Source organism: Paenibacillus qinlingensis, assembly GCF_013204845.1.
GTDB lineage: Bacteria > Bacillota > Bacilli > Paenibacillales > NBRC-103111 > Paenibacillus_E > Paenibacillus_E qinlingensis.
In genome coordinates, this window is record NZ_JABMKY010000014.1 from 123,239 (window position 1) to 140,092 (window position 16,854).

General features: G+C 48.9%; 7 protein-coding genes and 1 pseudogene. 2 read left to right on the plus strand and 6 right to left on the minus strand.

What is annotated here, in order from left to right:
* Positions 1–81 precede the first annotated feature (81 nt).
* From HQN88_RS23050 to HQN88_RS38685, 4 genes and pseudogenes are all read right to left on the minus strand, one after another.
* A complete protein-coding gene (locus HQN88_RS23050) occupies positions 82–777 on the minus strand; it encodes a response regulator transcription factor (protein ID WP_173116945.1) in 696 nt (231 codons plus the stop codon).
* A gap of 561 nt (positions 778–1,338) precedes the next feature.
* Positions 1,339–3,498, minus strand: a complete 2,160-nt coding sequence (locus HQN88_RS23055; protein WP_173116947.1) for an ATP-binding protein — start codon at positions 3,496–3,498, stop codon at positions 1,339–1,341.
* 226 nt (positions 3,499–3,724) lie between these two features.
* Positions 3,725–8,977, minus strand: coding sequence for an InlB B-repeat-containing protein (locus tag HQN88_RS37795; protein ID WP_338118536.1), 5,253 nt, complete (start codon positions 8,975–8,977; stop codon positions 3,725–3,727).
* A 771-nt stretch (positions 8,978–9,748) separates the two neighbouring features.
* Positions 9,749–10,771, minus strand: a pseudogene (locus HQN88_RS38685) (S-layer homology domain-containing protein); the annotation flags it as partial.
* Between the two features lie 506 nt (positions 10,772–11,277).
* On the opposite strand from HQN88_RS38685, the gene HQN88_RS23065 reads away from it, so the two are divergent.
* Positions 11,278–13,797 (plus strand): chitobiase/beta-hexosaminidase C-terminal domain-containing protein, encoded by a 2,520-nt coding sequence (locus tag HQN88_RS23065; protein ID WP_246320407.1) that lies wholly within the window; start codon positions 11,278–11,280, stop codon positions 13,795–13,797.
* Positions 13,798–14,082: 285 nt separating this feature from the next.
* On the opposite strand, the gene HQN88_RS23070 is transcribed toward HQN88_RS23065, so the two are convergent.
* Positions 14,083–15,027: an alpha/beta fold hydrolase gene (locus tag HQN88_RS23070; protein WP_173116953.1), complete on the minus strand. Its 945-nt coding sequence runs from the start codon at positions 15,025–15,027 to the stop codon at positions 14,083–14,085.
* Between the two features lie 101 nt (positions 15,028–15,128).
* Between HQN88_RS23070 and HQN88_RS23075 the strand changes: the two genes are divergently transcribed.
* Positions 15,129–16,043 (plus strand): helix-turn-helix transcriptional regulator, encoded by a 915-nt coding sequence (locus tag HQN88_RS23075; RefSeq protein WP_173116955.1) that lies wholly within the window; start codon positions 15,129–15,131, stop codon positions 16,041–16,043.
* Positions 16,044–16,461: 418 nt separating this feature from the next.
* On the opposite strand, the gene HQN88_RS23080 is transcribed toward HQN88_RS23075, so the two are convergent.
* Positions 16,462–16,833 carry a hypothetical protein gene (locus HQN88_RS23080; protein WP_173116957.1) on the minus strand — a complete coding sequence of 124 codons (372 nt, stop codon included), beginning with the start codon at positions 16,831–16,833 and terminating at the stop codon, positions 16,462–16,464.
* Between the last annotated feature and the right edge of the window lie 21 nt (positions 16,834–16,854).

Genomic DNA, 16,854 nt, shown 5'->3' on the forward strand with positions numbered 1-16,854 from the left:
GTCGGTAACAGCCCTTTAGCTACTCCAACCCCCGAGGAACATCATCTCCACCCCGAAAACTTATACCTTTAATGTATACGTTTACAACGAACCTCTGGCAACCAGCATATATCCGGCCCCCCGAATCGTTACGATTCGCTCAGGATTGGCAGGGTCAGCCTCAATTTTTTTGCGTAAATTACTGATATGTACGGCGACCGTTCTCGTATCCTCCAGACTTTCCGTACCCCAGACGAGCTGAAACAACGCATCGGCGGTAACGACACGATTAACGTTTTGTGCCATATAGGACAGTAGACTAAACTCTTTTTTCGATAAAAAGATGGTTTCACTATTCATATTGACGGACTGTGCGTAGTAATCCAGCGTCAAACCCGGTAACTCCAGCAGTTGTTCCCTTCTACCCGTCGATACTCTGCGAAGATGAGCCTTGATCTTGGCCATGAGTACTCCCGGACTGAACGGCTTGGTCACATAATCGTCGCCGCCATAGGATAACGCACTGATTTTGACCTCGTCCTCCTCACGGCTGCTCAGAAACACGATTGGCGCATTCGTGTAGCTGCGTGCGTTCCTGCACCAGTCAATGCCATTCTCATTAGCCAGCAGGACATCCAGTACAATTAAATCCGGCTTGAACGATGCAAGCAGCTTCATGGCTTCTGTCCCACTGTGGCAATAGGAGGATATGAAGCCCTCCCTCTCGCAATAAACCTGAACAATCTCGCATATATGGGGATCATCATCGACAATCATTATTTTGTGAGTGTTTGCCACGCCGTCACCTTCCTTCATTTATATAGTACAAGGAAGCGATATATAGAATATCGACCCTGTCTTGCGTTGCTCTCCGCTCGAACCGTCCCTCCATCCGCTTGTACGACAGGATGCGCGATACGTAAGTTGATTGCTTAATGATAACATCATTAAAGGAGAATATGCCCTGAAAATTTGTGCGGGGCGTTGAACATGAACATCACGATGAGGTCATTATGTTCCTACGCAAATTATAGCTGGCAGTGCGGTCACCGCCGGAATCCGTGATGTCAACTTCCACTCCCGTTTTGTTGCCTTCTTCATACTTATTCTTCCCTTATCGTAGCTGGAAATAGGAAAAATGATGTCAATTTTTCTCCTTCTATACTAGCAGGCTGCTGGGACAACTTGTGAAAGTATAAAGAAAACTTTAAGTTCGCGATTACAACATACTTCTGCTAAGAAGCTGGCGAAAGAATAAAAAATAGGTTAACAGCCTCAAGTAAAGACTACCCCACACTCGAACCTGGCTTTCTACTAACGCACTTCTGGCAACCTGCCAATATTCTGTCCCCCGAATCCTTATAATTCTCTCGGGATTGCTTTATTTACAATACAAGGCAGCGTTACATAGAATATCGCCCCCGTCTTGCCGTCGCTCTCCGCTCGAACCGTCCCTCTATGTGCTTGTACGATTTCCCTGCAAATCGCCAGTCCGAGCCCGCTGCCCTCGACCCCCGTCTCCGCGTCCGGTCGATCATACCTGTAATTGCGATCGAAGATTTGCTCGAGCTGCTCCGGAGGAATACCTATGCCAGAATCTTGTACGCTAATGATCGCATAGCGGGTGTCATTCACCTGGTCCACAGCTAGTGCAATACGCACCAGCCCGCCCTCGGAGGTGAACTTCATCGAGTTCGACACTAGATTAAACAACGCCTGCTCTAATCTTTGCGCATCCATCTCGATAACAGGCAAATTCGCTCGTTGATCTTCCGCATCCCCGATATCCAGCGTGAAATGGAGCCCTGCGTCATGTACAACCAACTCGTATTGTTCATAGAATCGGCTCAAAAAGTGAATCACACCAACCTGCTCCATGCGGTACGAGACTTGTCCCGTCTCCAAATGCGACAAGAAGCTCAACTCCTCGATCATGCGGTTAATCCTTATCGTGTTATCCCGAATATACTTCAGGTACTGTTCATTACGTTCCGGCTTGACCCTATCCTGCACGGCTTCCACATAACCAAGCATGCTGGACAGCGGCATACGCAGATCATGCGTAATATAGGCAAGGAGCTTCTTCCTCCCTTGCTCGGATTGAAGCAATCGGTCATACGAAGCGCGGAGACCATCGTGAGCTGCGGATAAGTCCTGCGTGCGTTCCTGCACGGTCCGTTCCAGATTCGTATTCAATTCGGTCAGCTTGTCGTTAGCGTCCAGCAGCTCGCGCGCAATCCTCTCCTCGTTCGATGCCGCCCTGGTAAACCTCAAAGAAAGCAGAATCATCTGTGCAATCGTAAACACCAACAGACCAAGCGGAGATGTATCTTCAATTCGTGACCATCCGTTGTAATATAAAAAATCGTTGATAACCGTAACCAAAGTAACCACCGACACCAGCAGGAAGACCAGCGCTCCCTCCATACGCCGCACAGCTGCTTGAACCAGCCCAACCATCAGATAAACCATATGCAGAACAACGATCACACCGATCGCCAGTAACAATTTTGAATAGATAAGTGCAGGGGTCACCACAACAACTAGACAAAGTGCGCCGGTTGCGATCCGGGTTCCAAGGCGAAACCATTTCGACACATAATTCGGGAACATGCAATCAAAGTACATTGTGATGATATAACCACTGATGCAAAGAATCAGATATTCGATCTTAAGCTGCAATTCCCATGGAAATTGAGGAAACAATTGTGTAAACATGAGCTCACCGACCACCAAGGATCGGATACCGAACATCACGGTAAACATACCAAAATATAACGGCGCCCTGTCCTTGCGTCGCTGCACGAACAAAAGCAGATTGTACACGCCAATCACTAACAGGCTTGCAGTTATGAAGATCTCTGCTGCAACTTCCCGATGTGTCCGGACCGTTAATACGTCACTGCCGCCCAATTCTATATCCGCGGTGATGCCGCCTCGCTTATGATGGAAGTTAGCGACTTGCATAACCAGCTCTACGGTGTCATTCTTGGGCTGGAAGAACAGCAACTTCGTTGCTAGATGCGGTGTCACGCTGCTCTTGTCCGGACCAACCACACCGACTTCTTCCAAAAGCTCTCCGTTAACCCACAATTTATAAGAATTAAAGATGGTCGGCAGCCGCATAGCAAGTCGCTCGTCCCGATCCTGCTCGCTAAGCTCAATAACCAGACGAAATGTTGCAAAGCCCGTACCGTTCAGCTTCTGACCATCTAATCGATAGCCTAGCCAGGAGCCCGGGATGTTGATCCAGCGGTCACTATATCCGTCCCTTGCTAAGCGATTCTGTATGTCCTCCGGCGACAATAGCTCTTGCCAGTAGAATGCCCATTCCCCTTGTAACTTTAGTGGATTCTTACTGACATGAACCTGCGTTAAATCCAGAATGCCCTCTTCACTTTGAATCTTAGGGGAGTCCGGTACAGAGATGACGGCATAGCTTGCAACCAAACCAACAACAACGGCAGCAGCTATATAAAGCAAGATCGTACGAGACCCGGTTCGGAGAATATCCCTCATGATGCACACAACCCCAATCTACAAGAGCGCAATAAGTAAGTTAATTATCTAAATAATAACATCATTAAAGGGAAATGTACGCCTCAATCAGCGTTTGTCCTGGAAATGGGTGTTCTTAATCAATGCCCCGATCTCCCTTCGCTAAGTTATTGCCCATGCCGGGCTAACAGCAGAACAGCCTACTCCGATGGGAGTAGGCTGCTTTGCTGGTCTGTACTATTGAAGGTTACTGCGAGGCCGGATTATACTTCTTCACGGTCACTTTACCTTCGTTTACGGAATCTGTATAGATCACATAAATGTTGTCTTTGCTGTCTATGGCGAGCTGAATCCATTTAGCCTCCCCTGCGGAGAAGCCGGCATTGCTTACGGGGCTCCAACTACTGCCCCCGTACTTCATCACGGTCACCTTGTTGCCCCTTGCAGCATCTTGATAAGCAACATGAGGAGTGCCGTTGCTGTCGAAGGCGATGGTTGTGCTCATTGCCATCGAACCTGCCGAGAATCCGGCATTGCCTACCGTTTCCCAAGCGTTGCCCGTATATTTCATCACGCTCAGAATGGAACCGCTATTGTAGACCACATAAGGTACGCCATTAGGATCGAGCGCAAACGACGCGTTTCCATCCCCTCTCGCCGGGAAGCGGGAATTGCCGACAGTCTCCCAGGCGCCATTCATGTATTTCACCACAGTGATATAAGCAGACCCGCCGTCAAAATACTCATAGAGCACATACGGAGTATTGTTGCGATCAACCGCCATGACGGGATAATCACCAGACTCATAGAACGCCTGGCCGCCGCTTACGCTCACCCAATTAGTGCCGTTATATTTCACCACCATTGCACGATCAGAGAAGCTGTTTGCACTATAAGAAATATAAGGCGTGTCATTGCTGTCGAACGCAATGGATGAGTTGAGGCCGTTAGCAGATCCTGTCGTGCCTACGGCTTCCCAAGTGGCACCGTTATATTTCTTCACAACCCTAAAATAATCGCTATCGCTACTAAGATAATCCACGTAAAGATTGTCATGGCCGTCAATGGCGAGCGTCATTGTCGTCCCATACCCGAAGTCGGTTACATCGCCAATGGTCTTCCACTCGCCTCCCTCGTATTTCATCACGAATAGATTGCTAGCGAACGAATAAGCAGCATAAGGAGTGCCGTCGCTGCCGAATACGAGGTTCAGCCACGAATTTCCAAACATCTCGGAAGCCTTATTCATCGCGTCTCCTACGGATCGCCATGCCGACATCGTCCACTGCGCGTACAGCGTGATGTCTGCCGTCACCGGTGATGCAAAGTCGTAGGCATTCGTCCCGGCTAGGTCAGTGTACCAACCTTCGAACGAATAACCGTCCCACGTCGGTGCGGCAGGTGCCGCAGCCGTGCCGTCAGGATTTACCGTCTGGCTGTCCACGGCCGAGCCGCCGTTACTGTTAAAGCTCACCGTGTAGCTGCTAGACATCCACTTCGCGTACAACGTGACGTTAGCCGTCACCGGTGTCATGAAGTTATAGGCTTCATTCAGACCGTTGTCGCTGTACCAACCGCCGAACGTATAACCTTCTTTCGTCGGTGCGGCAGGTGTCGTAGCCGTGCCGTTATAATTCACTGGCAGACTATTCACCGTCGACCCGCCGTTACTATCGAAGCTCACCGTGTAGCTAGCCGTCCACTTCGCGTACAAGGTCATGTTAGCCGTCACCGGTGTCGTGAAGACGTAGGCATTCGTCCCAGCGAGGTCACTGTACCAGCCGCTGAACACAAAGCCCTGCCGCGTCGGTGCGTCAGGCGCCGCAGACATGCCGCTATAATTCACTGGCTGGCTACTCACCGCCGATCCGCCGTTACTGTTGAAGCTCACCGTGTAGCTGTTGATCGTCCACTTCGCGTACAGCGTGATATTACCCGTCACCGCTACCGTGAAGCCGTAGGTACTCGTCAAGTTGCTATCGCTGTACCAACCATTGAACGTATAACCTACCCGTGTCGGTGCGTTAGGTGCCGCGGCCACGGCGCCTTCGTCCACCGTTTGGTCAGCCACTGCCGTGCCGCCGTTGCTGACGAAGCTTACCGTGTAGCTGTTTTTGATGTCGATCGTCCACTTCGCGTACAACGTGATATCAGCAGTAACTACCGCTGTTGTGAAGTCGTAGGCGGTCGTCAAATTGCTGTCGCCGTACCAACCGCCGAACACGAAGCCTTCCTTCGTCGGTGCGCCAGGCGCCGTAGCCTTGGCGCCTTCGTTCACCGTTTGGTCAGCCACTGCCGTACCGCCGTCACTGCTGAAGCTAACCGTGTAGCTGTTCATCCACTTCGCGTACAACGTGATGTCAGCAGTCACCGGTGTCGTGAAGTCGTAAGCGATCGTCAGAGCGCTGTCGCTGTACCAACCGCCGAACACATAACCGTTCTTCGTCGGTTCAACCGGTTTGTTGGCCTGGTAGCCGTAACCCACCGACTGGTTAGCCGCTTCTTCCGACCCGCCGTCGCTGTTGAAGCTTACCGTGTAGCCGTTAAGCGTCCACTGAGCGGTGAACTTGACATTCTGCGCGGGCATCGTTGAAGGTGGGGCGGGCGACCATCCGGCGAATGCATGCCCCTGCCAATCCGGAGCTCCAAGGTATAACCCCGTCGTTGCTCCAAACGGTACGTCAACTACCTTTGTAGCCGTGTCAGAGCCATTGTAATCGATCGTCATTGCGTAAGTATTGCGCTTGTAGTACAACTTCAGAACCGTTGTACCGTCGCTCGCTATTTTGGCCGCCAGCACAGTTCCCGGAACGCTGGCGTCGAGCTTAAAGCCCGCATAGATTCTAGGCGTGACACTTATCAGATTCGCCTCAGTATCGGTTGGACCGCGATACGATTCCGTACCCGCAACCGTGTAGGTGTTGCTCGCTATATTCTGTTGCAAATAGATGACTTTGTAAGTCGTGTCGGCTCTGGCTGTCCACTTTGCCGTATACGTGGTGTCTGAAGTCGGCATGGCGCTTGGTACATCCGGCGTCCAACCGGCGAACGTATATCCCGGTCTTGTCGGCACGGGTATATGAGCGGCGATGTTCTTGCCGAATTGTTCTGTTACGGTGCTTCTAGGAGCGCCCGCATAGCCCAAATCGAAGGTCATGGTTCGATTTGTCGGATAGTAATCCATCTTAACGACCTTCGAGCCGTCTCCCTTGATAGACACACCGCTTACCGTACCGTCCGCATAGCCTTGGTTCTTGAACCTATCCGAGGTTATCCGAATCTCCGTACCGGTTGTTCCAGTCCGTATTTCCGTATACGCAGGCGAAGTCGATGTCCTGGTGTTCGGGTCTATCAAATAATGCTGAACCGTATAAGGCGTATTGTTGTTCGCGATCCAGTGCGCGTACAGATAGAGATCCTCTGCAGGCATTTGACTCGGAATCGTCGTCTTCGTGCCGCCGGAAGCAGCCTTATACCAGCCGTCGAACGTGTATCCCGGATATACCGGGGTTGTCACGTTGATCGCCGCGTTGTAAGCGGCAGCGACGACCTTGGTCACTCCGCCGTTCTGCGGATCCAATTGGAGGGTATAATCACCCGCTCTGGCGAGCCAAGTCAACGGAATCGTGCGCTTGAGTGGAGCGGACGTGAACGACAGCGGCGCGCTCTTCCAGGTAATGACCAAGTTGCCAGTACTTACCGGAATGCTCTTGTTCACCACTTCGATCTTCTGGGTACTCGCGTTATACCTGAAATTCGCCTGGTCCACTTTAATATCGAATTTCGAGGTGTTATACGCCTGGGTACCCGTATCGCCTTTCTTCAAATTAAACGTACTCATCATCAGCAACGACTCCGGCACGGCGATAGATGTCGCGGAGCCCGCTAACGTCAATCCGAGCTTGTCATCCTGCGGATAGGCGAAGTCGTCGATCATATTTTCTGACCCTACCGTGTAAAGCGGCCATGTGTTCTCGTACACCGGTGCGCTGACCGAAAACTCCCCATCTAACACATCAGCGCCTACTGCAATCTCCAGATAGATACCAAGCTCTAGATATAGAGCGCCGGAAGACATCGTGGACTGCACCTTGTTCACATTTTTCGTCTGATAGTAGAAGTATCCCCACAAATTCACGTAAGCGCCGGGTTCTGCGGACAGTCCGATGCTATCCCACTCGACTTTTCCAACCCCCGCTTTAACCGACATATTAACGCCCGCCCGCAATCCGAGTGTACCCATGACATAGAATGTAAACTGGTAGTCGCCGTCGCCCGGCAAGCTAAAGTTGCTGTTATTGCTTGTGAAACTAATCAAGCCCAGGGTAAGCGAGTAGCGCTTGGCAGTCTTATAGCTGAAATCGATCCCCATCGTCAGGTTCGCATTGGCACTGACAACGAACTCTGCCGTAAATTCGACTTCAACGAGACCGGCAGCCACTGTCTTGCTCCTCGATACGAGTTCCCTCTTGATTAGTGGAACCCAATCCGTCTCGTTTTCCAGCATCTTCTGATACTGTTTCTTCAGTTTCGCCGCGTCTACTCCTGTATCTTGCACACCCTCGATTAACGCCTTAATCTCTTTCGCAATGTCATACACCTGACCCAGATGGCCGGCGTCCTTCTCTCCCGCCCAGTTTCCCAGCGCCTTGGGCAAGTTACCCTTTTCGACGGTAGCGATCTCCGCCGTGATGTTGATGCTGGTGTAACTATAAGCGTCCAGGTTCGCGGTGACCACATAATCATCGATGTGGTACCAGTAAGGGATCTTCTTACCTAAAATTTCGAAATAGTCCGTATGATCTCGAATCGACCCGTCCACTCCTAGATCCAGGCTCATCTCCTCAAGGAATGTACCGGTCATATGGATGACGAGGTAGCTATCTTCATTAATCGTAACGACAATATCGGCTCCCACTTGCAGCGTAGCGCTGACACCGGAGGTTCGGCCGGCAATGTTCTTCAGCGTCGTGCCGAGCGAAGCGACGACGGTTAGATTCTTCACGCTGACTTTGCTCGGGCCGACTGAAGCCGATAGAATACCGACCTCCGACCTTGCCTTGACTTCATTCGTCTTCAAGGCCAGGGCGGACAGATAGTTCGCCGCCTCATCGACGAATCCGCTGGCTATCGCTTGCCGCTGAATTTGATCTTCGATCTCCGCGATATCCTCATTCGACAACAGCAGGTCGCCGTCAAGTGCTTGCTTCTGATAGATATCGAAGACATGCTTCATGTCTTCGACTGTGGCATCAGTATACGTAATGACGTCCATCTCCGCCGCAGGCGTAATCGACGTGATGCGCCCATAACCGATTACCTTAGAACCTTCTTGGGCAAATTCACCCTCATAGAAGCCGATAAAATCACCCACATCGACGGTGGTGAGTTCACTGAGGCCGAATGGTGCATACAGACTGTCGCTATAGTTCATCGCGATGTGCTCTACCGTGATGGAATGGTTGTCGGGCTCTTCATCCGTGTCCGCATCTACACTCACTGGCAGAACATCCGGCTTGAACAATACTTGCTTGGCATCCGCGTGATCATAGGTGTAGGTGCTTCCGTCAATCGCCGTGATCTGTACATAGGCGACATCGCCGTCGTCGGCACCGGTTGTTGCTACCGTGCGCAGATCGGGACGAACCCCTTCATAGATGGCGACGACATCGCCAACTTGAATTACGGTACTGTCGGTATACGCGAAAGTTCCGCTGCCCGCATTCGCCGCGGCGAGACCCTCTTCGCTGTCGCCCATCGTCGTCGAGATCACCGAAATCGCGGGCGAATCCACATCCTCGCCGTCCAGCATCATATCCGCGACATCCGCGAAGGGCAGATAGATCATGTTCGGATTGAACGGGATATTCATGACTTCTTGTTTGGCGACGCTAAAAACATAGATTCTCGTCGTCGCGTCTTGACCTCGGAAGACCAGGTTGTCGTCCGCCAACGTAACTTGATAGGTATTGCCTTCCGCGAACTTGCCGCCTTCGGCTGCGGATGCTACCGTGAAGAGACCGTTCGCTTTGGTGACGGTAATGCCCGCGGAATCAAGATTCGTGGCAGCGTGGAACGTCATACCCGCTTGTACCTCAGATGCCGTCAGGTTACCGGATGCATCGTTTACGGCGATGGTGAAGTCCGGCGCGACATTCAGTACCGAGTAGCTGGGCGTGCTCTGTATGGCATCACTCACGTTATCCATATACTTCGCATACAGCTTGGTATCGGCGGCAACGGTACTGCCATCCGCGAAGATGAGCGAATAAGCGCTGTCCCTAAACCATCCTTGAAAAATATACCCTTCTTTTGCCGGGGCAGGCAGATTACTCAGCGCTTCCCCTTGCCGTACCGTCTTGGCAGCTATCTCCGTGCCTCCGTCGCTATCGAACGTAAGCGTATAGGTAGGGGCATTAGGGTCAATGCCGCCCCCATTGTTGCCGCTGTTGCCACCGCTATTATTGCCGCTGTCGCCGCCGGTTCCGGTGTTGCCACCATTATTTCCGCCGCCGTTTTCGCCAGATCCAGACGTCGGCAGATCCGTGTTGTTCGTCTCGCCGCTATCCTTACCGGATGTCGGCGATGGTGTCGGCGCCACGGTCGCTTGATTCTGATTTTTCCACATCTCCACAACCGCGTTGCTGCGCATGAAGAGAACAGCCGCTTCTGCACGAGACGCTTGGGCATGCGGGTTGAAATTGCCATTTGCACCCCCAGCAAACAAGCCTGCTTGCCACAGCTTAACGACCGAGTCAGCCGCCCAAGGAGAAACAACGGCGAGATCGGCCGGCTCTGTGGTTACGCGATTGCTAGTTTGATAGGGAATCTGATAGCTTTCAAAATACCGCAAAGTCATCGTCGCTATCTGCTCTCTGGATACGGTGGCATCCGGAGAAAAGTTCCGGTCGTCCGTGCCGACGGTAATCCCTTGCGTAGCCGCCCACTCCACATATGGCGCATACCAGATACCCATCTGCACATCGGCAAAGGTCGAGGTTACATATTTACTTATATCCACGCCCGCCATTCGTCCAAGCGCCGTCACATACATGGCACGCGTCATCGTTCCCTTGGGCGAGAAAGTGCCGCCGCCCGTTCCGCTGAATAGACCATTCTTCTGGACATAGTTGACCTCATCGTAAAACCAGTCCGTTGGACTAACATCTTGGAACCCGCTTGGTTCGGCCGCTTCCGCCTGCTGCGCCGGTAGTATGCCCGCCACCATGCTGATGACCAGCATCCAGATCAAGACCAACCTTTTCGGTTTTGATTGACGCTTTCTTGTTGTCATATTTTAACCTCCACAGCTCATTTTTTTTCGCTAAAATTCTACCAATATTTCATTGAGTTTATCACGATAGATTAGCCCATTTATGGAATGTAAAGAAAACTTTAGGTCGCGTTTGCAACGCACTTCTGGCAACCAGCATCTATCCGGCCCCCGAATTGCGACGATTTCCTCATCTGTGTAATGCGGATTCCCAAGAATCTAGCAAACGGAAGAATCCATGCCGAAATATAGCGGTCAAAATCGTGACACCGCAAAGCTCTCAAGCGGGAAAATGTGATCTTTAGGTTTAATAGGGTGACAGCTCGCTATGTTCGTATTCCATAATAAATAGGCTGCTCATCAAGTTATGCGGGAAGCGACGGCTTTGCCGAAGCATCGAGCGCGAACTTAAAGTTTTCTTTATGTTTCATGAATGGGTTAATCTACCATGATAAAATACAACGAGAAAATCGGTATTATTTGTCATATTTTAAGAGGAACACGCATGAAACGACGAATGGCCTGTTTTGTATGCCGGATATATTAGCGGCTATAGCGATGGCACGATGAGAACGAACAATAAGATCACACGCCAGGAAGCGGCTGTGATGCTTGCCAAGCTGCTAAAGTTGGACACGTCCACGGGTTCCGATCTGAGCAAATTTACTGACTCCGCTCAAATCCCCGTTTGGAGCAAACCTATGAATTGCGCATTCGTTGCTAATGGGATATATGGCGGTTATAACAACGGTACGATTGGATTCGATAATGCCTTGACACGTGCGGAGACGTTCGTCATGCTGGATCGCGCGCTGAGTGTCAAGGTCGCAGTCGCCTATGATCAAGCAGGCGTATATGGACCTGCAACTGGTCATGAGACGATCGTTGGCGACTTACATATTAACGCAAGTGGAGTAGCATTAAGGAACGTGACGATCAAAGGCAATCTAACGTTCGGCGAAGGGATTGGCGAAGGCGAAGCGATGATTCTGGACGTTAAAGTAGATGGAGTTACTTTCGTTCGCGGTGGAGGCTTGCATTCTGTCTATATCGTAGAATCGGATCTTGGCGAGGTTGAAGTGAATAAGCCATCCGGCGATATTAGAGTCGCAATAGACGATCAGAGTAAGATAAATCATATTATGATGTACACCAATACGACAATAACATCTACAACTGCAGCAGAAGCGAATGCAGCAGTATTATCAAAAAACGCTATGAAGCGAGAAGTAAACGTATTAGCATTTTCACCAAGTGCAGCAGGTTCAGGTGCAGCAGCTGGATCAACTCCAGCTATTCTTATAGGTAAACCAGCTATAATCACTGCTTCTGTTGCAGCAATACCTGCAGTTGGGGTACCTCAGGCGGTTTCAATTCAAGTTAACGTAGATACACTTAATGTTGCAAGCGACCATTCCCAAACGAGTGTAACAGGCAACATCGATAACCTTACTGTTACCGCAGACGATACAATCGTCACGACAAATGGTAATATAAGTAAAGCTACTATTTCCGGGAATAACAACTCAATTGTGAATCAAGGTACGATCGGGACCTTAACCACTACCCCTGGATCGTCGAACAATACGGTGAGTATAGTCTACGATAACGGCACTACGAAGGACGTTGGATTAGTAGGTGGTTCCACCCTCACAGACGTTAACTCCACGAATCCTGCTGTAACGATTACTCCTGATTCTACGACGACGGTAGAGATTCTCGCGACACCGACAGCCGATCCTGCTAGCGGAAATATCGCGATAGGTACGCTAGTATCGCTTAGCGCAACGGGTGGTGCAAAAATCTACTTTACATTAGATGGCAGCGTACCCACCACGTCCAGCACGCCGTATTCGGGACCGCTAATCATAATGAGCAGTAGAACAATCAAAGCTATCGCCGTTAAGGATGGCTCGACGAATAGCTCGGTTGCGAGCTTTGAATATACGGTCGTGAGTCAAATCGTTTTGCCAGACTCCATTTCACCTTTGACTCAAGGAGAATCCTATACCGGCAGCGTAGCGAAGCTATCTGGAGGAACGGGAGCCATTACTTATGCAGTGACGAGTGGAGTACTGCCTGCGGGGCTGACTTTGAATCCAAGCACGGGAGCGATTACCGGAATTCCAAACGATAGCGGTTCGTACACCTTTACGATCAGTGCGACGGATTCGGCATGGCTTCAGGATACAGGAACAAAGCAATATACGGGTACTATCGCGCCTGCATTAACGTCTGCATTAGATTTGATCAATGAAGCATCAGAATCGGGTGTATGGACGGATGTTAATGCTGATACGTTTGCCAACGCAGGCGTAACGGGGGTCACGTCGTCTAACCTAGCAGCTGTCAAGGATGCGCTGGACGACGACGATAATGCACCTTGGACGGTTGCAGAACTTCAAGACATTGTTGATGAAGTTATTAATAAACTTACAAAGCAAGCGGCGTTGAACACGATAAATATGGCTGCGTCTGCGACTGACTGGATCGGCGTTACTACTGACACGTTTGCCACTGCAGGTGTGACTGGGGTTGATTCTTCTAACCTTTCAGCTGTCACTGCTGCTCTGAACGTGAATGGCTCAACTGCCAGATCCCTTGCTCAGATCCAAGCCGTTGTCGATAATGTCGATACGCCGCTAGCTCTTGATTTGATCGACAATGCATCACAATCCGACAATTGGAGCAGCGTCACGGTAGAAACGTTTGAAGCTGCCGGAATGATCGGCGTTACAGAAGAAAACGTAATTAGTATCACAATCGCACTTGGGTATGGCTACACTGGGTATTTGTCTTCTAGCGCTCTTCAAAATGCAATCAACTTAATCCTATCTGCGATTGGCGTTGCACTTAGCGATATCAACGACGCAGCGGAATCTGGAGATTGGGGTCTGATTTCCGAGGACCAACTCAATATGATCGGTGTGAGAGAAGTCAATGCATCGAATGTAACGCAAATCGTCAACATTCTTAAAGCTCAAATAGGGCACGTTTGGACCGTAGCAGAGCTTCAAGCCAGTATCAAAGGCATTCTAGGGCAATAAGAGTAATAGGAAACTGAACTACACGAATCGATGCTAATCTAAACCATCCTAAGAAAAACCGTCGGGGAGAAATTTATTTCCCTGACGGTTCTTTATTTTTGTGCTAACGGACAGTTTGTATCAGACAAAAATGTCCAATAGCGCCCGGCGAAAAAGACACTCTCGCTTGAGTGCCTTTTCACTTTCCCGATTCTATTAACAAAACTTCAACTAGGAATCCGCCAGTTGCTTTTACATAGAATGTTTATCTATGAGAATGTTGTGGGGATTCCATGTCAAAACCGACTATGTGGCATCCTTCTGTTCTAGCCATCTCAAAATCGTTTGATTTGTTTCCTGCGGCTTTTCCTCCTGGATCCAATGACCGCAATCCAAATTGACCACTTCCACATTCGGCACGAACTTTGTAAGGTTTTCGGACTTCGCAATCACATCTCGGTCGCCGTAGATCATGAGGGTCGGCTGCTGGATGATTGGGTTCACTTTCGCCAATAAGCGCCAGTTGCGGTCAAGATTCCTGTACCAATTTATGCTGCCCGTGAACCCTGATGTTTCAAAAGCGGAGACGTAAACGGCCAGCTCGCTTTCGCTCATTACGGGCTCACCGAGCGGTGTTTCTGCTCTGGCGAGGTTGATCAACGCCATACCTGGCTCAGGTGCTCTGAGAGGTTCGTTCTTCCGGTACAGGTTACGAAGAAACCTGTATGTATTGTCTTCGAATACGGCGTCCGCGACGCCTGGCTGTCGATTGAAATGGACGAAGTAGAAATCGCCGCCAAGTATTTCTTCCATGAACTCGATCCAGGGTTTTTCTCCGCGCTCTTGGTAAGGCAAGCTCAGATTTATCACTTTATTGACGCGGTTGGGATGCAACAAGGTCAGTCCCCAAACGACGAATGCACCCCAGTCATGACCTACAAAGGTAGCGTCCTCGTATCCATAGTAATCAAGAAGCGCGATGAGATCACCCGACAAGTGTTCAATGTCATAGTCTGTTACTTCGGTCGGACGGGATGAGTTGCCGTAACCCCGCTGGTTGGGAACGATGACATGGTAGCCCGCTGCAGCAAGTGCATCCATCTGATGGCGCCAAGAAAAGGCATGCTCTGGCCAGCCGTGGCAGAGTACAATAGGTTTGCCTGCGTTTTCTCGGCCTGCTTCAAACACTTCAAGTTCTACACCGTTAACTGAAATAAGGGTGGGCTTGGGAAAATCGATTGGATTAAACATTAAATTAAAACCTCCTTCTTGTGATACCTGTAGTATACTGGATAAAAGGTGACATCAATTTGTCACCTTTCTGAAATTAAGTTCAAATTAAGAGGGCAATTATGAACAAAGTGGAGAGACTCATTTCGATTATCATGGTATTGCTGAGGAAAGAAATTGTTTCTACAACGAAATTCTCACAACTATTCAATGTCTCCAAAAGAACGATCCTTCGAGATATGGAAACATTGAACTTATCGAACATCCCGATCTACTCTGTCAATGGCGTCAAAGGCGGATACGGCATAATGGACGAATACAAGGTCGATAAACGCCTTCTAAGCAGCTCCGATTTACAGAATATATTGGCTGCGCTCGGCGGATTGGAACAACTCCTCTTTACTGAGGATGTGGAAAGAACGATACAAAAAATAGAGGCAATGGTTAGTCCATTGTCTCTGAATCGTTCCATTCAACTGTCATTTTATGATTGGGAAGGTCGGTCCGAGATTCTTGAAACCGTAAAGACATGTCAAGAATCCATATCCAAGAAAAGGCTGGTTTCATTTGATTATACAGATAAAGACGGGGTTGTAACGGATAGAATCGTTGAGCCCTATGAGCTGCATTTTAGCGAATCGAGTTGGTACTTGAAAGGATTCTGTTTACATCGACAGGGATCTCGAACATTCAAGTTATCCCGAATCGATCATATTACTATGAATGAACGCGCGTTTCATCCTAGAGAAGATTGGTCTGAGCAAGGACACGAAGCAAGTTATCTACCGCAATTCGTCACGATTAAGGCATGGATATCGCCCAGCATAAAAGATCAAATCATCGAAAGGTATGGTAGAAAAAGTATTGAAGACCATGGTTCTGGACTTTTGTTAGCAACCATATTTGTCCCTCAAAATTATATGGGATTTCAACTTTTAGCAAGCTTCGGCACTCATCTAAAAGTTGTAGAGCCCAAAACCTACGTTGAAGACTTTCGAAATTATTTATCTAAAATGATGGAGAACTATCCTGATTAAGGTCTCGTCTCGGCTATATGACCGGTTCCACATGAGATGGGTCTTTACGACGGTTCTTCATAGATTTAGCATTGAAGTTTTAACCTTCAACTCAACTTCTTGGCGTCACTTATGATACGGTTCACCGTGTCATCTATAGAAAGAAATTAAAAAGGCCGCCCAGAAGGTGATGCCCATACTTCATCTGGCAACTTAAAAAGCCTATCCAAGACTCAAAATAAAAAAAATCCTTAAAACAATTACACCAAAATAATTGTTTTAAGGATTTTTCGTTCCTTTAATCTAGAAATAGCTGTTACCCTATTTTCCAGACGACCTTTCGGAAGGGTCTTTCATATGAAAGTCATTTTATCGTCTTTAACAAATTATATTGGGATAGATGTCGTTAACTTCAATATTATTTATGTTACTTTGATATTTATGCTCTCCAACCTAATTCTTTATATAATCTTTTAATCTGCTGGATAAAGCTATCTTCTTCTCTTCCTTTTGCACTTATCTCATCATTTGTAGTTGTTGCCCATCTAAATATCTGTTCAATACTGCCATAACTTCTTTTAAACGCTTTTGCAAGTTTTAATGAGTTTTCTTTTGTTGGTGCAAAAGAAAGCACGATTCTTAACTCCTCATCTGTCCATGGCTTTCCCTTATTTGAAGTATCAAAATCTTCTTCCTCTTCGAGTTTAAATATTAAACTCCTTGTGTATTTTATGAGCTCTTTCTTTTCTAATCTATCAACATCTGAATTTAGCAAATTGATCAATGCTTCTTTGAATTCTTTTTTCTTCATTACTCTTCTCCTCTGAAGGAA